General features: G+C 46.5%; 17 protein-coding genes. 11 read left to right on the top strand and 6 right to left on the bottom strand.

The window, feature by feature from the left end; genetic code table 11:
* Nucleotides 1-755, top strand: a 755-nt coding sequence (gene otsB / locus F5613_RS09355) for a trehalose-phosphatase (RefSeq protein WP_179399530.1), incomplete at its 5' end; no start/stop codon positions are given.
* Here otsB and F5613_RS09350 read toward each other — a convergent pair.
* Nucleotides 745-2,538, bottom strand: a complete 1,794-nt coding sequence (locus tag F5613_RS09350; RefSeq protein WP_179399529.1) for a glycoside hydrolase family 15 protein — start codon at nt 2,536-2,538, stop codon at nt 745-747. The two genes, otsB and F5613_RS09350, sit on opposite strands and share 11 nt — an antisense overlap.
* Before the next feature lie 229 nt (nt 2,539-2,767).
* On the opposite strand from F5613_RS09350, the gene F5613_RS09345 reads away from it, so the two are divergent.
* On the top strand, nt 2,768-4,249 hold the full coding sequence (locus tag F5613_RS09345) for a catalase (RefSeq protein WP_179399528.1): 1,482 nt from the start codon (nt 2,768-2,770) through the stop codon (nt 4,247-4,249).
* 72 nt (nt 4,250-4,321) lie between these two features.
* Here F5613_RS09345 and F5613_RS09340 read toward each other — a convergent pair whose 3' ends face one another.
* Both F5613_RS09340 and F5613_RS09335 read right to left on the bottom strand, forming a co-directional pair.
* A complete protein-coding gene (locus tag F5613_RS09340; RefSeq protein WP_179399527.1) occupies nt 4,322-4,978 on the bottom strand; it encodes an HAD family hydrolase in 657 nt (218 codons plus the stop codon).
* 46 nt (nt 4,979-5,024) lie between these two features.
* Nucleotides 5,025-6,566 carry a family 43 glycosylhydrolase gene (locus F5613_RS09335; protein ID WP_179399526.1) on the bottom strand — a complete coding sequence of 514 codons (1,542 nt, stop codon included), beginning with the start codon at nt 6,564-6,566 and terminating at the stop codon, nt 5,025-5,027.
* A 206-nt stretch (nt 6,567-6,772) separates the two neighbouring features.
* Between F5613_RS09335 and F5613_RS09330 the strand changes: the two genes are divergently transcribed.
* From F5613_RS09330 to F5613_RS09310, 5 genes are all read left to right on the top strand, one after another.
* Nucleotides 6,773-7,237 (top strand): SRPBCC domain-containing protein, encoded by a 465-nt coding sequence (locus F5613_RS09330; protein WP_179399525.1) that lies wholly within the window; start codon nt 6,773-6,775, stop codon nt 7,235-7,237.
* Nucleotides 7,238-7,322: 85 nt separating this feature from the next.
* Nucleotides 7,323-7,604: a toxin-antitoxin system YwqK family antitoxin gene (locus tag F5613_RS09325; RefSeq protein ID WP_179399572.1), complete on the top strand. Its 282-nt coding sequence runs from the start codon at nt 7,323-7,325 to the stop codon at nt 7,602-7,604.
* 271 nt (nt 7,605-7,875) lie between these two features.
* Nucleotides 7,876-8,298 (top strand): hypothetical protein, encoded by a 423-nt coding sequence (locus F5613_RS09320; protein ID WP_179399524.1) that lies wholly within the window; start codon nt 7,876-7,878, stop codon nt 8,296-8,298.
* 64 nt (nt 8,299-8,362) lie between these two features.
* Nucleotides 8,363-8,770, top strand: coding sequence for a hypothetical protein (locus tag F5613_RS09315; RefSeq protein WP_079684262.1), 408 nt, complete (start codon nt 8,363-8,365; stop codon nt 8,768-8,770).
* Nucleotides 8,771-9,112: 342 nt separating this feature from the next.
* Complete coding sequence (locus F5613_RS09310) at nt 9,113-9,331, top strand: DUF4248 domain-containing protein (RefSeq protein ID WP_179399523.1); 219 nt, start codon at nt 9,113-9,115, stop codon at nt 9,329-9,331.
* Nucleotides 9,332-9,659: 328 nt separating this feature from the next.
* Here F5613_RS09310 and F5613_RS09305 read toward each other — a convergent pair whose 3' ends face one another.
* The 3 genes from F5613_RS09305 to F5613_RS09295 form a co-directional block, all read right to left on the bottom strand.
* Nucleotides 9,660-10,127: a hypothetical protein gene (locus tag F5613_RS09305; RefSeq protein WP_179399522.1), complete on the bottom strand. Its 468-nt coding sequence runs from the start codon at nt 10,125-10,127 to the stop codon at nt 9,660-9,662.
* A gap of 34 nt (nt 10,128-10,161) precedes the next feature.
* On the bottom strand, nt 10,162-11,517 hold the full coding sequence (locus F5613_RS09300; protein ID WP_179399521.1) for an MFS transporter: 1,356 nt from the start codon (nt 11,515-11,517) through the stop codon (nt 10,162-10,164).
* Nucleotides 11,518-11,596: 79 nt separating this feature from the next.
* Nucleotides 11,597-12,610 carry a LacI family DNA-binding transcriptional regulator gene (locus tag F5613_RS09295; protein WP_179399520.1) on the bottom strand — a complete coding sequence of 338 codons (1,014 nt, stop codon included), beginning with the start codon at nt 12,608-12,610 and terminating at the stop codon, nt 11,597-11,599.
* 253 nt (nt 12,611-12,863) lie between these two features.
* Between F5613_RS09295 and F5613_RS09290 the strand changes: the two genes are divergently transcribed.
* From F5613_RS09290 to F5613_RS09275, 4 genes are all read left to right on the top strand, one after another.
* Entirely contained in the window at nt 12,864-15,863 is a 3,000-nt protein-coding gene (locus F5613_RS09290; RefSeq protein WP_179399519.1) for a SusC/RagA family TonB-linked outer membrane protein, read from the top strand.
* Between the two features lie 12 nt (nt 15,864-15,875).
* Nucleotides 15,876-17,495 carry a RagB/SusD family nutrient uptake outer membrane protein gene (locus F5613_RS09285; RefSeq protein ID WP_179399518.1) on the top strand — a complete coding sequence of 540 codons (1,620 nt, stop codon included), beginning with the start codon at nt 15,876-15,878 and terminating at the stop codon, nt 17,493-17,495.
* A 35-nt stretch (nt 17,496-17,530) separates the two neighbouring features.
* On the top strand, nt 17,531-18,679 hold the full coding sequence (locus F5613_RS09280) for a SusF/SusE family outer membrane protein (protein ID WP_179399517.1): 1,149 nt from the start codon (nt 17,531-17,533) through the stop codon (nt 18,677-18,679).
* Nucleotides 18,680-18,771: 92 nt separating this feature from the next.
* Nucleotides 18,772-21,258, top strand: a complete 2,487-nt coding sequence (locus F5613_RS09275; protein WP_179399516.1) for an alpha-amylase family glycosyl hydrolase — start codon at nt 18,772-18,774, stop codon at nt 21,256-21,258.
* Nucleotides 21,259-21,282: the final 24 nt, after the last annotated feature.

Below are 21,282 nucleotides of genomic sequence, written 5' to 3'. Positions count from 1 at the left end.
AACGTATTACTTCCGAGATTCAGGAGGCCTATCAGAAGGCAAGCAAGCGGCTGCTCATACTCGATTACGACGGTACCCTGGCACCCTTCAGGAGCAAACCCGAAGATGCCATCCCAACCACCGAGCTTATCACTACGCTGAGCCGGCTTTGCGACGACAAGAACAACCATGTAGTGATAAGCAGCGGACGGGATCACGCCACCCTCGACGCCTGGTTCGGGAATCTGCCGTTAAGTCTGGCTGCCGAACACGGAGCATTTTATAAGCAGAACGGCACCTGGTTCGAAAACATCCACCATGTGTTATGGGACGACGAGATACTGCGTATCTTACAGCAGTTTGTAGACAAAACACCCCGGTCCAAACTTGAAATCAAAAAGACAGCCCTGGTATGGCACTTCCGCAATGTAGACGGGTGGCTGGCCTCCCTGCGCGAACAGCAGCTCATCAACGAACTCATCACCCCCTGTGCCCGGTTGAACCTGCAGATTATGCAGGGTAATAAAATACTGGAGATCAAATCGCCCCACTTCAGCAAGGGATCCGAAGCACGGCGAATTCTGCAAAACAATACATACGACTTTATCCTTGCCATGGGAGACGATACAACGGACGAAGACACCTTCCGCGAACTGCCGGCAGATGCCTATACCATCAAGGTAGGGAATATTTCCGAAGTGGCCCGCTATTGCCTGTGCACACAACCGGAAACCATTCCGTTCCTCCGGCAACTGATGGATCCCCTTAAGGTCTGATAAACTTAGACAGCCGTTTCTCCTCGCCAAACAACATGGCGGTGTTGATTAGCGCAAGATGCGAATAAGCCTGCGGGAAATTACCCAGCTGGCTTTTCGTATCAAAATCAAGATCCTCGCTAAAAAGCCCCAGGTGATTCGAATAGCTTAGCAACGTTTCAAACAGATTAAGCGCCTCAGCCTGCCGGCCCGTAACATATAAAGCCCGCACCATCCAGAAGGTGCAGATGGTAAAGGCAGACGACGGAATACCGAAGTCATCCACATTATTATAGCGGAACATCAGCCCCTTAAACATCAGTTTGCGGTAAATGGCATCCACCGTCTGCTTATACCGTGGGTCTGTAGCATCAATAAAGCCGTACACCTCCATCAGAAGCAGCGACGAGTCCAGCTCGGTATTGCAATAGGTCTGCGAAAAGCTCTGAATCTCCTCCTTCCAGCCCTGCATGAAAACATCCGTCTTAATCAGCTCCGCTTCGCAACGCCACTTATCAGCGTACCCACCCTTTTGGAGCATTACGGCAATCTTTTCGGCCCGGTCCAGCGCCACCCAGCACATCACCTTCGATAAGACAAAATGCTTTTCGTCGCCCCTGATCTCCCAGATACCCTTATCCGGCTTCCGCCAATCCTCCATCACGGTACGTACAATATTCTTCACCACCTCGAACATATCCTCAATCTCGTCCAGCGTACCCGGAAAATAGAGGTAATACTGGTAAATAACATCCATCAGGTAACCAAAGGAATCGTTCTGCATCTGATGATAGGCATCGTTCCCCACCCGCACCGGCTTGGAGTTCTTGTATCCCGCCAGGTGGGGCAGATCGTACTCCGTAAGCACCCTCTCCCCCCGTATTCCGTACATAATCTGAAAACGGTCGTATTTAGAATACAGAATTCCGGTGATAAAAGCGATAAAACGTTCGGCCGCCCCCCGGTGGCCCACCTTCACGAGGGTTTCGATGGACATGGAGGCATCCCTCAGCCAGCAGAACCGGTAATCCCAGTTACGCACTTCGCCAATGGATTCGGGCAGACTGGTGGTAAGGGCAGCCAGTACGGCCCCGCTCCGCTGGTACGACATCAGCTTAAGCACCAGCATGCTCCGTTCAATCTGCTCGTTAAAAGCCGTGTACTTCTTCGACCGGTTGGTCCAGTTCATCCAGTAAAGCCGGGTGCGCTGAAACTCCAGGTTCACCCGGTTCATATCGATGGGAATCAGTTTTTGGTTGTACGACACCAGCAAGAACTCGTCGCGTTGCAGCAACACCTCCTGCTGGTTAAAAATAACATCGTAAGGAATACCCGAATAGAGATAGATGGTATCCCGCTCGTTGGCCTTGGCGTAGGTCTTCACATACTCCGGACCTGTTTTATGTCCCACTTCACCCCGGGCATAATTGAGCGCCGGGTTGTAATTCACCCTGAAGCGGGGCGTACCGCGCTTGAGCCGTATCAGCCGGTACAATTCGGGGGGCAGGTAGTAGTCGTAATCCAGCAACTTGTAACGGGGCATAAAATCGATCACTTCGAAGGCCCCTTCGGTAGCTTCAAACAAGGTAGACAATATATTGGTATGCTCCAGGTAACGCTGCGAGATCCGGTAGTCGTTACCCACAATAAAACTCATGTTACCCCCTTTCTTCTCATCCAGCAATTTGCCAAAAACAGAAGGAGAATCGAAATCCGGAAAACAAAACCAGTCGATACTCCCCTTGTCGGATATCAATGCCGCAGTACGGCAATTACCCACCGCTCCATAATTTAAATGTTCCATACAGGTCTTATTTAGTCACTTTCAAAAAAACGAATCTAACGATAAAAACAGAGTCTGCCAAAAAAATTAAGATTGTTTAAAAGATATTCCGCCCAAAGAGGTTACATCCTCCAAAAGTATGTTCTACAACAAGCTAACACGCAATATTTCAGGCAAATATTAACGTTATTTTGTTTTTAATCCACCCTCTTTTCGTTATATTTGCCACTAACAGTAATACCAATCTAATATGGAAGGAAAAAAGAAACTAACTACTGAGAGCGGTGCTCCGGTTGGCGACAACCAGAATATCCAAACCGCGGGTCCGCACGGCCCGGCTCTGTTACAAAACGCCTGGATGATTGAGAAACTGGCACACTTCAACCGGGAACGCATCCCCGAAAGAGTGGTACATGCCAAAGGGTCGGGAGCTTTTGGCACCCTTACCATCACGCACGACATCACCATGTACACCAAAGCAGCTATTTTTTCTAAAATAGGAAAGAAAACCGATCTGTTCCTGCGCTTCTCTACCGTTGCAGGCGAACGCGGAGCGGCAGATACCGAGCGTGATGTACGTGGCTTTGCCATCAAATTCTATACCGAAGAGGGTAACTGGGACCTGGTAGGCAACAACACCCCTGTGTTCTTCCTGCGCGATCCACTTAAATTTCCGGATTTCATCCACACCCAAAAGCGCGATCCCAAAACCAACCTTCGCAGCAATACCGCCGCGTGGGACTTCTGGAGCCTGTCTCCCGAATCCCTGCACCAGGTGATGATCCTGATGAGCGACCGCGGTATTCCGCAAAACCTGCGCCAGATGCACGGATTCGGCAGTCACACCTTCAGCTTCATCAACGACGTAAATAAACGCTTCTGGGTGAAATTCCACTTCAAATCCATGCAGGGCATAGCCAACTTCACCAACGAAGAGGCAGCCCGTATTGTGGCGGACGACCGTGAATATTCGCAGCGCGACCTGTTCAACAACATTGCCGCCGGCAATTTCCCCAAATGGAGGATGTGCATCCAGATTATGCCCGAGGCAGAAGCCCACATCTGCGGCTTTAACCCCTTCGACCTTACCAAGGTATGGAGCCAGAAAGATTACCCGCTTATCGAAGTGGGCATCATGGAGCTGAATAAAAATCCGGAGAATTACTTTGCCACCGTAGAACAGGCCGCCTTCAATCCGGCCAATGTTGTGCCGGGCATAGGCTACTCGCCGGACAAGATGCTGCAGGGCCGCCTGTTTGCCTACGGCGATGCCGCCAGATACCGCCTGGGTATCAACCACGGCAGTCTGCCTGTAAACGCCCCCCGCTGTCCGTTCCACAATTACCACCGCGACGGCACCATGCGCACCGGCGACAATGGTAAAGGAACCGTAAACTACGAACCCAACAGCTTAGACGGACCGGTTGAAAACAGCCAGTACAACGAACCGGCATTGGCCCTTGAAGGAGCCGCCTTCAATTACAACCACCGCGAAGACAAAGATTACTATACCCAACCTGGTAACCTGTATCGGCTGGTTCCGGCCGACGAGAAAGAGCGCATCCACAGCAACGTGGCAGCCGCCATGGAAGGTGTTCCCGATTTTATAAAGATCAGAGCCATCGCCCGCTTCTATCAAGCCGACGAAAACTGCGGCAAGGGAATAGCAGCTAAGGCAGGCATCCAGCTTAAAGATGTTCTGGCCGAAGTGGAGCGTCAGAAAGACGAGTAAAAGGATGTATTGCAAATAAGGGTGAACCAGCAGCGGTTCACCCTTATTTTTTTATCTCTAAACCTTCCGGTTCTAAGTAAGCATTGCCTCAAGATCTTCTACAGATGCAGCAATGTAGCTGGCACCTGCCGATCGAAGCTCCTCCTCGTCGCCATACCCGTACAACACGCCAATGGCATCGATCCCGTTATTACCGGCACCCACCATGTCGTGCTTGCGGTCGCCAATCATAACCACCACCTGGTTATCGTCCAGTCCGTTTACATCCATCACGTAGCGGATCACATCCGTTTTGGAAGAACGGCTCCCGTCCAGGGTACTTCCCCCAATGTAGGTAAAATACCCATCCAGCTTGAAGTGCTCCAGAATCTGACGGGCAAATACCTCCGGCTTGGAAGTAGCCACATACAGCTTCCGCTCTTTATTGAGCTGCGAAGCCAAAAAGGCATCCATCCCTTCGTACACCCGGTTCTCAAAGAGCCCTTTGGTAGCGAAATACTCCCTGTACTTACTAAGGGCAGCCTCTGCCTTCTCATCGGTAAACCCGTAAAAATCCCTGAAAGAATCCTTCAGCGGGGGACCGATAAACGGGCGCAGCGAATTTAAATCTGTAACATCGATACCAAAATGCCCCAGGGCATACTGCACCGAACGGGTTATCCCTTCCATGGAATCTGTTATCGTACCATCCAGGTCAAGCAACAGATACTTATATTGTTTGTCTATCATATCCATTTACACCAATTAAGCCGCAAAGGTACGAAAAACTCCCCCATTATTCAGGCACAGCCATCTTAAAGAAACCAAACTCGGCCCAATCGGCTGCCGCACCCCAGTGGATAAGTCCCGGACGCGCCACCCTGTCCCATCTAACCAGGTAACTATTATCAACAGAGTCGAAGCCATTCAGCGCCTTCCACTTGCCGCCCGCATGGCGCCATAAAAACGACACCCGGCAACCCTCAGTAACCACCATCTTGACGCCCACATTACCCGCAGGCACAGGCACGGAAGCAAGCACACGCTCGTCTCCCTCCTTCAGCTGTTTCAGAACCAACTGGCCACCCTGGCAACCCCAGGCAACCAGGTTCTTGTCGTCGCCATAAAAGGTAACCCCCTTCAGACTTCCGTTACGGTTCAGCACCTCGGTCTCCACCGTATAGACAGGCGCTACCGGACGAAGGCATAAAGCCGATACATCCACATTACCCTTTTTGGGCATCCCCTTCAGAAGCAGCGAACCCTTCTTAAGCACCGGCTTCACGTCAGACACCGGATAATTCCAGGTCCACTCCCGCTTCAGCACCTTTCCGTCGAATGAATCCTCAAAGCCCCGTACAGGCTGCTGCACCGTACCGGCAAAAGGAACCGGCTGTTTCGCAGCCACAAAACTGCCCGACACAAAGTAAGGCCATCCCTGCTCGTTCACCTTCAGCTCCTGCAGTATGGGCTGGCGGCCATTGTAGAAGTCGGCCCCCTTGAAGTAAGCGTGACAGATATAGAACATACGCCCGTCCGGAGTGGTAGTCATCGTACCATGTCCGGCCGACAATACACCGCCTCCTCCGCCTAAGATAGGATTAGCCGGATAAAGCTCGTAAGGCCCCTTGATTGATTTAGAACGTGCCGCATACACCGCATAATCGCTGTTTGGTCCGCAGCACCCCTTAACCGCATACAAGATATAATAATAGCCATCCTTTTTAAACATACATTGCCCCTCCATACCGATCCGATCGTCGTCGCGCAGAAGCAGAAAAGGCTCGCCCTCCAGCTTCAATCCGTCGTCCGATAGCCGGCTGCACAGCAACTCAATAGGGCGGTTATCCAAGCCGTACGCCTTCCACGAGATATACAACACCCCTTCATCTTCAAACACAAAAGCATCGATAGCCTCCTTGCCATGCTCTATCAGCACCCCCTTATCCTCGAAGCCTTTGGCAGGATCCTTGCTGGTGGCCACACCAATCAGCGAAACACCGTCCGATTTGCGGCGGGCCGTATAGTAAGCGTAATATTTGTTTTTATGGAAATACAATTCGGGCGCCCAGAATGAAGAGACCAGCCAGTCCGGCAAGGTATCGAACACATGGCCCACCTGCGACCAGTTAACCAGGTCGGCCGACTTATACACAGGATAAAATGGAGCCCATTCAGACGAGGTGGCAGTCAGATAATAGGTATCCCCCACCCTTATAACCGACGGATCAGCCAAGTCACCCTTAATCACCGGATTGGTAAAAGTATCCGCCGTCTGCGCCCCGGCACTCACAAATGAGACTATTAAACACAACAACCACAATACACGTTTTTTCATACAAATCATAATTTAATACAGCTGGCCTCAACCAACCATTGGTCTTAAATAATTAAACATAAATAGAAATCACACAAAGATACAATATTTCGCCAAACAAAGAAACACCTTATTCATCAAGGGAGAGGGTAGCTATTTTGTGAATCCGAATATATGGTTATATTTGTGAATCAGGATTTATTGAAGTATAAATAAATACAACCCCTATGGATACTAATAATCTGCTGGAAGTAAAGGCGGCACTTCAAATAGGAAGGCCGGCGCACGATGTTTTTGAAGCCATTGCGGACCCCGACCAGATGTCGAACTACTTCATATCAAAAGGTTCGGCACGTATGGAAACGGGCGTAACGGTAACCTGGTGCTTTCCCGAATTCGATTTCGAAGCACCCATTCGAGTTGGCACCGTAATCCCGGACAAGTACATCTCCTTTTATTGGGACGGCGAAAACAGCACAACCTTGTTCGTACAAATACACCTGGATGAAACACCCGATGCCTCTACCGTAGTACGCATAACGGAAGGTACCATGGAAAACAACGAAGCCGGACTACAATGGCTGGTTGGCAATACCGAAGGGTGGGCCAATTTCCTTGCCTGCCTCAAAGCATGGCTCGAATACGGAATCAATTTGCGGAAAGGAGCCTTCGATTTTATGAAACAAGCTTAATCAGCACCTGTGTAACCCGGCGGTTCCGTATCTTCGGGTTATGCAGTACTATTTATTTTAACCGGATATATCAAATAAACAAACGATGGAATTAGGAAAAGACACCTATGTAAATGGTCAGAAAATATACGAGCTGAAAGACAACCAGCTTACTTTCTATTACAAAGACGGCAAACTTAAAGCCCAGGGACCTTTCGAGAATGGCATGCTGCAGGGTAAATGGACATTTTACCGGGCAACCGGACAACTATGGGAAATAGGGCACTTCAAAAACGATCTCAAAGACGGAAGCTGGATCCGCTACGACCGGAACGACACCATCGAATACAACGAAACCTTTCAAAACGGTAAAATCTGCAAGAAGTAATTCATACAAGAAAAATCGCCTGTAACTATAAGCAAATTATTGGTCTAAGTCCTTCTATTATTAAAGGAAGATTCATAATTTACACCTGCTGCTAAACCTGTAACTTATACATATAACCCGGTCTTGAATGAAGAAGAATGTCACTCCCAAACAATATTTTTCTTATAATTATTCTTTTTTTCATTCAATATTAGTTATACCTTTACTATTCGTAAGCAACATCTGAACATATCAGCAATTCCCGATCTGTTCAAATTTAGTGATTATGATTATGAAAAAAAGATTTTTGTCGATCCTTACTTTATCAATGAGTTTGATTGCCCTTACAAGCTGTAACCATGATAATGACGATAACTTCCGGGCTTTTATGAGTACTGCCACGATTACCGGCGATTCAATAAACGGATACTACTGTTACTTAGATGTAGGTGGTATAGTGATTTCGTACGATCAGGCGCTGCAAAATCCCGATACACTTCTTTTACAACTCTATTACAACCCCAATATTCCTGAAAACTGGACCAATATAAAAACGGATTATGGATCGGTATCGTGCGATATTTCAAATCTAGCCACTCTTCAAAACTGGAATGACTCTGTTACGATCGTTGTAAAAACAGGAGATAATTCAAAGCTTTTGAGAAAAATCAGCAAAGCCGATTTTATTAAACCGGGCATTCTTTATACGCACTAATTACTTATAACTACAAATAACAATGTCTATCTGGACATTAAATCATTATGAAATAATTTTAAATATGAAAACAAAGAATTTAATTGGGATACAATTGCTATTCCTTATTTTAGTATGTTTTGTTAGTTGTGACAAAGATGAAGACACAAAAGAATTAACGCCTCAAGCCCTTTACCAAACATCATGGAGTGGCGCAGGATACTGCGAATCGTGGACTTCAAAAAGCAAGGATATAGGTATTCAATTTGTTGACACCCAAAAAGGAATCGTTAATTGGAAAAATTACGATGCCATCAATATTACCTTTTCTATTGAAGGAAAATACATCACATTTAACAGCGATGCATTGTATTTGGGAGGTGCGCCCTGGGTAATTAAAACCTACACCAATGACCACCTTACCCTTGTTCAAAATGAAGCAAGTCCTGATATCAATAAAATTATAACTTTAGATTTGTATAAAATAAAATAACTATCAACTTTCAAACATAGCAGCCCTTAATCATTTACCCTGATCGGTAAAGATTAAGGGCTGCATTCGTTCTCATATCCTTCCGTCGTACAACGGTAAATTGTAAAGCCATCGTTTTATCGTTTTAATTGTTTATAAATAAATGCTTTGCTGATCAACAGTACAAATATACCACCCCCCGAAATCTCAAATCCACTTGTGTCCACTTATGTCCACTTAGCATATGCTTTACAGCATACCTAATTATAGATATTTACACCCCTAAAAGTTGCATATATCAGGAAATAGATGTATCTTTGATAATAATGGCATAATAATTTAAAACTTAATTTTTAACCTTAAATGAAAGTGTTCACTATTAAAAGTTATGGTTTCGGGGAGCTATCTTCCCTGTTCTCTCCGGATATAAACATGGCCTCTGCCTCCAAACAACTTAAACGCTGGATTACCGCCAACCCCAAACTCCTCCACCTCCTCCAACAGGAAGGATGGGAAAAAGGGCACAGACGGTTAACCCCCAAAATGGTGCAACACATCGTTTCTGTATTAGAAGAGCCCTGAAAAAACCAAGGCTTCCACTCTGTCCTAAATAAGCTTATTTGCACTTCAAAATAAGCTTATTTCAACACTCAAATAAACTTATCTGAGTCTTAAAATCAATTGATTTCAAGACAGGGAACCCTTGTGCGTTTTTTGAAAATAAACTTATAAAATATGCTTTTACAAACGTATAACCTAATTGAAATTATGAACGAATTAAAGAAGAAAAGGTCTCGATTTAAAGAGTTGATCAAGACCTATAGCGAAGCCAACCCTTACAACTTCGACCTGTTTTTAGCCAATGTAATGAAGGATGAATATGTGCTCTCTATCATGAGAAGTATTTACGTCATTCCGCACTTTGATACACAACCAGATCGGTGGATTTGTAGCCAACGCCTCCTTTTAGGGTGATGATTAATTGTCTTTGTTTGCCGGTAGTGTTTTCATCAAGCTTTATTTGCAGCCGGTTGTCTTCTTTTTTCACTTCAAACCACTCTACGGCCATGGTTTCGTAGTAGTCGTAGTAGGTGTTTTCGTTAACCTGCTTACTATAGAATCCATTCTGATAGGTGGTTTCGTCGTCGTCGATGACTTTCACCAACCCGATGCCCCACCCTGTTGTTTTTGTGTTTAAAAGCGATACGTTTGCGGCAGCGGACAGGTGCAGCTCCTCTTCCTCGAGTCCGATTTGTTGTAGCTTTCCGTCGGAGTCGTCAAAAAGGGAACAGCCGCTCAAGGAGAACACAAGCATCACTGCGCATACAATGGTATCTACGCGCAAAACTTTTGCAAATTGCATACTAAATAGTTTCATAATGGTATAAAATTAAGTGTGTAACTATAATAAATCAAGCCTTTACTTTGGACTTTTCTTTGATCAGGGTTACCGAAACGGCTGCAAGGATCAGGAAACATCCGCCGGTTAAAAGGGCGTAGATTGGCTGACCGTTATACACGTGGTTTACTATCCAGCCGTGGATTACGCCGTTTACTATCTGGGGAATGGTGATAAAGAAGTTGAATATTCCCATATAAGTTCCCATTTTAGCGGGAGGCAGACTATCTGATAGGATGGCGTAGGGCATGGCCAGGATACTTGCCCAGGCTATACCGATACCTATCATGGAGGCGAACATCAGGTCCGGATTGGTAAACAGGTACATGGTGATTAGTCCCCCGCCTCCCAGCAGAAGGCATACGGCATGGGTTGCTTTCCGGCCGATTCCTTTGGCGATGGGTATCAGCATCAGGGCAAACAGCATGGCCACAAAGTTGTATACGCTGAAGAGCTCTCCCACTTTATCGGCCGCCACCGCATACTGCGCAGATGCGGGGTCAGTTACGCCGTACACATGTTGCGCCAGTGCAGGTGTGGTATAAACCCACATCGAGAAGAGGGCAAACCAGGAGAAGAACTGACACATCCCGAGCTGCACCATTACCTTGGGCATATGCCTGATATCGTGCAGTATCTCGAGGAAACCATTCTTTTTCTTTACTTCGGAGGTTGTTTCCTTTTCGGAGAAAGCGGCTAGCTCCTCAGGCGAATATTCTTTGGTCTTGACGATGGTCCACATCACACTGCTGAACAGGATGGCGGCCCCAACGTAGAAGGCTACTTTCACATTGTCGGGCACTTCGCCGGGAGCAGCGGTGTTGGACAGTCCGAAAAAGTTATTCATGATACTGGGTAACAGCGAGCCTACCACGGCTCCCACCCCGATAAGGAATGTCTGGATGGAGAATCCCTTGGTGTGCTGTTCGTCCGGCAACATATCTCCCACCAGGGCCCTGAATGGTTCCATGGTTACATTGATGGAGGCATCCATAATCATAAGCATACCGGCTCCGATCAATACCGGCGACAAGATGGCATGGGCCGTTCCGGGCGATAAGAAGAGGTCCGCATTGGGCATCAGCACCAGAGCGATGGTGGTAAGGATGGCTCCCACAAGGAAGAACGGACGGCGGCGGCCCAACCGGCACCATGTTTTATCCGAATAATGACCTATGATGGGCTGGATGATCATCCCCGTTAGCGGTGCTGCCAGCCAGAAGAGCGAAAGATGTTCCACATCTGCTCCGTAGGTTTGTAAAATTCTGCTTGAGTTTGCGTTTTGCAGTGCAAATCCGAATTGTATACCGAGGAAACCAAAGGTAAGGTTCCATATTTGCCAGAAGTTCAAAAAAGGTTTTTTCTTCATAAAATGATGCTTTAAGTTTTTTCACCGCAGCAAACTTAGTGAATTAATCTGAAAAGCGAAGCCCGCCGGACTAAAAAAGTCAGCGGGTGGTTTCGCGGACAACCAGGTTTGTCTTGATTATCTTATTGACAATCTGATCACTCTCGCGCCGTCCTTCGATGTGATCGAGCAGCAGGCGCATGGAGGTGGCCCCCATTTCGTATCCGTGCTGGTCGACCGACGTAAGCTGGGGATTACTTATCTCTGCGATGGCATTGTTTGTGAACCCGCAGATGGATACCTGGTCGGGTACTTTAAGCCCTTTGGCCTTCACCACATTGAGGATACCCAGAGCGGTTTCGTCGTTTACGGCAAAAAAGGCATCGGGAGGCTCGGGCAAATTAAGCATAGAGGGGGTGATGGCAAGGGCATCTTTGTAATTATTGCAGATGGTCATCAACGATTTATCCACAAATATTCCGTGTTTGCGCAGGGCATCTTCGTACCCCATGCGCCGGTTGCGCGAAATGGGCATATGTGATTCAGATCCGTAAAAGGCAATACGCCGGCAGCCTGTATTAATAAGGTACTCCACGGCTGTTTGCACACCGGCATAATCGTCTACCACCACGCGGTCTGTAAGAATTCCGGTACAGATACGGTCGAAAAACACTACCGGCACTCCGCTGTCTATCAGTTCCTGAAAATGCGAGAAGGAGGTGGTTGTTTTCGCCACCGAAGCAAGCACTCCGCACACACGGGATTCCTGCAGGGTGTATGCCCCGCGCACCTCGCGCTCGAACACTTCGTTGCTTTGGGAGATGATCACCCGGTATCCGGCCTTTTCGGCCTCGTCTTCGATACCCGACAAAACCGATGAAAAGAAGAAATGCACAATCTGAGGAAGTATCACCCCGATGGTTTTGGTGTTGCTTGTGCGCAAACTCAATGCAAGGGCATTGGGTTTGTATTTATGCTCTTTGGCAAAAGCAAGAACCAGCTCTTTTGTCTCCTTGCTGATGTCCGGATGATCGGCCAGAGCCCTGGATACGGTTGAGGGTGCTACATTAAGTGATTTCGCTATATCTTTTATCGTTATTTGCCGCTTTTTCATTTGTTAGGATCTTTTCATTACTCAAAAATAATAGTTTTTAATTAACAATTAGCATATCCGACAAACTTATTATGAAATTATAACAAGATTTACTTATTTATGCAAACGTTTGCGGCATCGTTTGCATGGAATAAAAGGGCTTAAACCTACTATTTAACCCATAAATCTGTTTTGTGTATATACTTTTGCATCGTTGAGTGAAATTATTAAAATTAAACACAAAATAGAGTATTAATCTTAAATTAACTAATGCATGAAAGAGAAGATTCATTCTTGTAAGGTTAGAATTATCCTGTCTGTTGCGATGGGATTACTATTCTCCCTCGGTGTCTTTGCACAGCAAATAACTGTAAAAGGCCATGTGAAAGATGCCAGCGGTATACCAATTATTGGTGCGAATGTTGTTATTAAAGGATCTACAATCGGATCGGTAACCGATCTGGATGGTAATTTCCAGCTTCAAGCTCCTCAAGATGCTACTATTTCCATTTCATTTGTAGGATACAAACCCACAGAGGTAAAGGCTGCTCCGGTATTGATGGTGGTTCTTCAGGAAGATGCCGTTATGCTGGAAGGTACAGTGGTTATTGGTTACGGTTCTGTTAAAAAGGAAGACGTTACCGGCTCTGTATTGGCTATTGATGCCGATAAACTTACCAAGGGTATGGCTACTTCGGCTTCAGACCTGCTGGTAGGTAAGGCTGCCGGTGTAAGTGTTGTTACCGATGGTGGTGCTCCGGGTGCTTCGGCTGCAATCCGTATCCGCGGAGGTTCGTCCATGTCGGCCAGCAACGATCCGCTTATCGTTATCGACGGTGTTCCTGTAGACAATCAGGGTATCAGCGGGATGTCTAACCCGTTGGCTACCGTTCACCCCAGCGATATCGCTACATTTACAATCCTGAAGGATGCCTCGGCTACCGCTATCTACGGTTCGCGTGCATCAAACGGTGTAATCATCATCACGACCAAGACTGGTAAGACTGGCCGGGTTAAAGTGGATTACAACGGTTCGTTCTCCGTTAGTACCAAGTACAACGAAGTAAGTGTGATGGATTCCGAGACTTTCCGCAATTTTGTAACTACAAAATTCGGTGCCGGAAGCAATCAGGCCAAGGCTTTGGGTAACACCAGCACAAACTGGCAGGATCAGATTTTCAGAACGGCTTACAGCACAGACCATAACGTAAGTATTTCCGGAGCAATTCCTAATATGCCTTACCGTGCTTCTGTGGCTTATACAAATGAGAATGGTATCCTGAAGACTTCCAACCTCGAACGTGTTACGGGTTCATTAAGTGCCAATCCTAATTTCTTCGACAAGAAGTTGAACATCAACTTAAATGTGAAGGGGGTTTATAACACCAACCGTTTTGCCAACCAGGGTGCTATCGGTATGGCTACTCAGTTTGATCCTACTCAGCCTGTTTATATGGATAACAATAACTACGGAAACGGCTATTTTATCTATATGAAAACAGATGGCAAACCTGTAGATATCGCTCTTACAAACCCGGTTGCCATGTTGGAACAGCGTAACGACGAGTCTACCGTGTACAGAAGTATCGGTAACGCTCAGATCGATTATCGTATGCATTTCTTGCCCGACTTACGTGCTAACCTGAATGTGGGTTACGACGTTTCAAAAAGTGAAGGCGATGTGATTATTGCGGACAACTCTCCTATGACCTATACTTCCGGTAACTTTAAGCAGGGATTTGGTGAAAACACCTATTATTATCAGCTTAAACGGAATACATTACTTGATTTCTATCTGAATTATGCCAAAGAGATCGGCATCAACAACATTGATGTAATGGCTGGTTACTCCTGGCAGCATTTCTATAACAGCACAAGAAACAGATACCCCTACTCTGCTGCCTTCGCTCAATCGAAGGGTGAAGAGTTCTATAAGGAAGGCGACGAATACGAATCTGAAAACTACCTGATTTCTTTCTTCGGTCGTTTAAATTACACGTTGTTGAATCGTTACCTGGTAACATTTACATTGCGTAACGACGGTTCTTCACGCTTTAACCCGGATGGTCGCTGGGGTTTGTTCCCATCGGTTGCTCTGGCATGGAAGATGAACGAAGAGGCTTTCCTGAAGGATGTGGATGCATTGTCTGATCTTAAATTGCGTTTGGGATACGGTATAACCGGTCAGCAGAACCTGGGTAGCAGCGACTATCCTTACATGGCTCGTTATATGTACAGCAAGGCGGGTGCCAACTATTACTTTGGCGACACCAAGTATTCGCTGATCGCTCCGTTGGCATACGACGAAAACCTGAAGTGGGAAGAAACAACTACCTGGAATGCCGGATTGGATTATGGCTTCCTGAACGGCCGCATCACCGGTGCCCTTGATTTCTATTTCAGAGAAACAAAGGATTTATTGAATACCGTATCGGTTGCCGCCGGTACCAACTTCAGCAACCAGTTGCTTACCAACGTAGGTACATTGGAAAACAAAGGGGTTGAATTCAGTATCAACGCTCACCCGGTTGTAACAAAGGATTGGGACTGGACCATCGGTTATAATATTTCATACAATAAGAACACGATCACCAAGATGACTTTGAATGACGATCCTAACTATGTGGGTGCTATTCACGGTGGTATCGATGGTGGTACAGGTTTCAACGCCTTGATTCATGCTGTTGGCAAACCGTTTAACTCATTCTATGTATACGAACAGGTTTATACTCCGGAAGGTGTGCCTGTAGAAGGTGCTTACGTAGACCAGAACGGCGACGGCAAGACCGACGAAAAAGACCTGATCACTTACAAGAAAGCGGCTCCGGATGTATTTATGGGATTCTCTTCTCAGCTGTCTTATAAGAACTGGGATTTCGCCTTCGCATTGCGTGCAAGCTTAGGAAACTATGCTTACAACAACATCCAGTCGCAACGTGAAGCTTGGGGTGGTTCGCAGATGTACGACCAGACCGGATTCCTGAAGAACCGTGTTACTACAGCCGAATATACAAACTTCAACAATGCACGCTACTTGTCGAACTACTATATCCAGAATGCTTCATTCCTGCGTATGGACAACATTTCGATAGGTTATACTTTCAACAAAGTGTTTACTAAAGATCAAAAAGCAAGAGTATATGCAACGGTGCAGAATCCGTTTGTAATTACAAAGTACGACGGTTTGGATCCTGAATTCAACAACAACGGTATTGACAACAATATCTATCCTCGTCCACGTGTATATATGATTGGTTTGAGCCTTAATTTTTAATATGATATAAATATGAGAACAAATAAATATAAATATGTAATTTCCGCCTTCTTGGTAAGTGCTGCCTTAAGTGTCACCTCTTGTACGGGAGACCTGGATACGGTGCCTTTGGATAAAGATGAGCTTGTTTCTGAAGTCGTATTTGGAAGTGATATCGCAGCTTACCAGCAAAGCATCGCCAAATTGTATGCCGGTTTTGTAATTGGCGGTAACTCGGGTGGCGACAGTGATCAGGACGTGGTTGGTATCGATGGTGGTAGCCAGGCTTCTTTCCTCCGTGTGTTGTGGAATATGCAGGAGCTGACTTCCGACGAAGCGCATTGTGCATGGAACGACCCGGGTATACCCGACTTTAACATCCTCTCCTGGGGTTCTTCAAGTCCGTGGATCAAAGGTTCATACTATCGTTTGTTTTATCAGATCAGTGTAGCGAATGCATTTCTTCGTGAAACAACCGACGATAAGCTGGCTGCCAGAGGTTGCTCTGCTGATGTGATTGCAAAAGTTAAGACTTTACGTGCCGAAGCTCGTTACCTTCGTGCCTTGTGTTATACACAGGCTTTGGACTTGTACAGAAATGTTCCGCATGTAACTGAAAACAGCAAGATTGGTAACGTATTGCCCGACCAGATTATGGGTCCGGAATTGTTTACCTACATCGAAACCGAATTAAAGGAGTGTGAAGCCGATATGCTTGATCCTACCGTTGGTTTTAGTGCCAATTACGGTCATGCCAACAAGGCTGCAAACTGGGCTTTGCTTTCAAGATTGTATCTGAATGCCGAAGTGTATGCAGGGGTAAAGAAATATACAGAGTGTATCACCTATTCTAATAAGGTAATCGCTGCAGGTTATCAGCTAGAACCGGTTTACGGCGATATGTTCCGCGCAGACAATCACTTGTCTAAAGAAATGATTCATCCATTCCGCTACGACGGCGACCAGACCATGACATGGGGTGGTATGACTTACCTGTTGTGTATGGGTTCGTCAGACATGCAGACGGCTACCAATGCCAAGGGTGCATGGCAGGGTGTTCGTGCCAAATCGTCGTTGCTTAAGATTTTCGAAAAGGAAAGCAACAGCACTCTCGACTCACGCAGAAGCATGTTACGTACCGAACTTACTGCCAATGTAGAGATTGTGGATCAGTCTACGTTTAAAGACAACGGTATACCTGTTGCCAAGTTCTATAACGTAAACAAGGATGGTTCTAATCCGGGTAGTGCCGAAGCGTATGTAGACTTCCCCTACTTCCGTCTGGGTGAGATTTACCTGAACTATGCGGAAGCTGTGTTGAGAGGTGGAACAGGCGGCGACAGAGCCACTGCTTTGAAGTATATCAACGACTTGCGTAAGAGAGCCTATACAGACGACAGCAAGGCGGTTATTGCCGATGCAGATCTTAAACTTGATTTCATTCTGGATGAAAGAGGACGCGAATTGTTTTACGAAGCTCAGCGCCGTACGGACCTGATCCGTTTCGGTAAGTTTACTTCCAACGATTACGTATGGCCCTGGAAGGGTGGTTCTGCTACCGGTACCGGCGTTGCCAGCTACTTTAAAGTATTCCCCATTCCTTCGGATGATATGGGTACCAATACAAACCTTATTCAGAATGAAGGTTATTAATCAAGGCTTGTACAACTTATAAATTAAACAGAAATATGAAAAAAATTAATATATTCTTTCTCGTTCTATGCTGTTTATCTTTCTTCGGATGCGAAGAGGATGATAAGGTGACAATGCTTGATTTCAGCAATATTGTCGCGCCCGAACTTGAAAAGGTGTTACCCGAGAACTTTGTAATTACAGAAACTACCAATCTGAATGACGAAGTGGGTTATGTTCTTTGGGAAAAAGGTGAATACGGATATGCGGCTTCGGTGACTTATACCGTTCAGGCAGATATTCATGGAGGTACTTTCGAAGAGCCTGTGGAATTGGTTTCTTCTACAACCGACAGAGCTGTAATTACAGCCAAAATGCTTAATAACACTGCCATGGCTTATACCATCGAATCTAAGCCGCTTACACTGGACTTGCGTCTTAAAGCTGTGGTTAGCTCGACCGGTGGCGACGGAACAGCGGTTCCTGTTGTATATTCGAAAGTTAAAACCTTTACATTTACTCCGTATATAGCCGAAGTTCCGGTGAAGGATGCCCTTTATATTGTAGGTGGTGCTTTGTACGGCTGGGGTAACGATAAGGCCAATGTGGGCAAAGACCTGCAGCCGATGTTTGCTGCCGACAGTAAACCGGGTGAGAAGATTTATACCTATACCGGCTTCTTCAAGAGCGGAAGCGATGGCTTCAAGATTATCACACAGGCCGGAAACTGGGATACCTGCTACGCCTATAAGGGTGCTGGTTTAATGGGTGCCAACAATGACGGTGGCGATTTCCCTGCTCCTGCTGCTGATGGTTATTATACGCTTACTGTAAATCTGGCCGATCTTACCTTTACAATGGTTCCGTATGCCGAAGGTGCTACTGCCAAAAGATATGCTACGATCGGTGTGATTGGTGATGCTACTCCTACCGGATGGGATTCGGATACGGATATGGTTGAAACATTGCCTCACATCTGGGTGATTCAGAAGATCAACCTGATTGCTGGTAAAACTATCAAGTTCCGTGCAGATAACGACTGGGCCGACAACTGGGGTATTGGAACAACTACAAACAATATTCCTTTTGGGGTTTCGTCGAATGGCGGAGATAACTTCCCCATCGAGAAGGGTGGCGAATACTTGCTTGTGCTGAACGACCTTACAAAACATTATATGATTATCCGGACCGAAAAGCTTCCGTAATCAGTACTATGTAACAAAATCGGAAAGGGTATTCATCCTCCTTGGGGGGTTATGGATACCCTTTCCTTTCCTAACCAATAAAGATTATACACATGAGAAAATTTTTACACACCTTATTTATCATTCTGTTTTTGTTTCCGGTACTGCATGCACAGGTTACCACCGTACCTGCGGTTGTTACGGAATCAGGGGCAGTAGACATTATCTTTGATGCCACGCAGGGCAATAAAGGGTTGATGGGCTATACCGGAGATGTGTATGCACATACCGGTGTTATTACCAACCTCAGTACCAGCGGAAGTGATTGGAAATATGCGCCTGCCTGGGGTGACAACAGTGCCAAATATAAGCTTACTTCGCTGGGTTCTGACAAGTGGAAACTTACTATTTCGCCCGATTTACGTTCGTGGTACGGGGTACCTGCCGGCGAACAGATCAGTAAGCTGGCCTTTGTGTTTCGCAGCGCCGACAAGACCAAAGAGGGTAAAGCGGCCGGTGGTGCGGATATCATTGTTACACTGAATGAATCTGTATTTACACCTACGGCTCCGGTTGTTCAGGCTCGTCCGGCTAACGTGAAGGATGGAATAAATTACCTGAACGATAATTCGGTAACGCTTGTTCTTTATGCCCCGGGTAAAAGTCACGTGCACCTGATGGGCGACTTTAATAATTGGACCAAAGACAATGCCTGGCAGTTATTTAAGGATGGCGATTATTGGTGGATTACGGTTAACAACCTGGAGAAGGGAAAAGAGTATGCTTTCCAGTATCTGGTGGATAATAGTCTGAAGATAGCGGATGCCTATTGCGAAAAGATTCTGGATCCGTCTAACGACTCCTATATTCCGGCTTCAGTGTATCCGAATCTGAAAAGCTATCCGAATCAGACTGACGGGATAGTCTCAATATTACAGACCGGCAAGACCGGCTATACGTGGACGGCGACCGACTTTGTTGCTCCTCCTGCCGATCAGCTCGTAATATACGAGCTTCTGGTACGCGATTTCACCACCGAGGGTACTATAAAAGCGGTTACTGCTAAACTGGACTATCTCAAATCGTTGGGTATAAATGCCATCGAGTTGATGCCTGTACAGGAATTCGACGGGAACGACAGCTGGGGATACAATCCTTGTTTCTATTTTGCTCCCGATAAGGCCTACGGTACAGAAGCCGATTATAAGGAGTTTATCGACGAGGCACACAAACGGGGCATGGCTGTGATTCTGGATATTGTCTTTAACCATGCCACGGGTAATCATCCCTTTGCCAAATTATATTGGGAAGGTTCTGCTACTGCTCCCAACAATCCGTGGTTCAATGTTACAGCGCCTCATCCCTACAGTGTGTTCCATGACTTCAACCATGCTTTTTCCGGCACGCGCGAATACTTCAAGCGGGTATTGGAACATTGGTTGAAGGAGTATAAATTGGACGGATTCCGTTTCGACCTGTCCAAAGGGTTCACACAAAACAGTTCCACAGAGCAAACGGCCTCCAATTACGATGCCAGCCGTATCGCCATACTGAAAGATTACAACAGTAAGATCAAGTCGGTCAACCCCAAGGCTTATACCATTCTGGAGCATTTCTGTGTTGCTACCGAAGAGCTGGAGCTGGTACAAGACGGCATGATGGTGTGGGCTAATGCCAACAATGCATTTTGTCAGGGTATCATGGGGTATAGCAGTCAGTCGGATTTCTCTTCCCTCAGCGCCCAATCCCGGCAGTGGAATCTGAAGGGCATGATAGGCTACCAGGAAAGTCACGACGAAGAGCGTACCGTTTACAAGGCGAAGACCTACGGAGTGGATGGGGTGAAGAACAGCACACAGGTTCAGATGGAGAGAGCCGGTATGAATGCGGCTTTTCTGTTTACCATACCCGGACCGAAAATGATCTGGCAGTTTGGTGAAATGGGCTATGATTATTCCATCGACTACAACGGTCGCGTAGGTAAAAAACCGGTGAGATGGGATTACCTGGAGAATCCGGACCGGGCGAAGCTGGCCGACACCTATGCCACTTTACTGAGTCTGCGCAACGAGTTCCCGCAGGTATTTGCCAATCCGTCCACCGAAACGCTTCGGGTTAGCGAAAGTTATTGGAGCAACGGCCGGTTTATTACCTTGCAGCATCCGGATCTGAATGTGGTGCTGGCGGGTAACTATACCACTTCTGCCACATCGGTAACTTTGCCCTTTACACAAACGGGTACCTGGTATGATCTGTTTACCGGCGAATCGTATGTGGTGGATAACCTGAGTAATCCGGTGAATGTTACGCTTCCGGGAAGCAGCTTTAAATTGCTTACCAGCAAAAAGACGCTGACGGACAGCGAACCTATCTCGATGGAGAAGCCTGTGGTGGTCTACCCCAATCCTACAAACGGTTTTATTCAGTTTAGCGACAGTGCTCCGAAACGTGTAACACTTTACAATGCCTTAGGTAGACAGGTGCTGCAACAACAGGTAACCGATGGTACCCTGAATATAGGCAATCTGCCTGCCGGTCCTTACTTCATGCAGGTTTATACCGCCGATAAGATGGAATCGCTCAAGATTTTAAAGAGATAAGATCGACTAGTGCCAGACAGTAAT

Source organism: Macellibacteroides fermentans, from assembly GCF_013409575.1.
Taxonomy (GTDB): Bacteria; Bacteroidota; Bacteroidia; order Bacteroidales; family Tannerellaceae; genus Macellibacteroides; species Macellibacteroides fermentans.
This window is presented reverse-complemented; position numbering and strand designations above follow the sequence as displayed.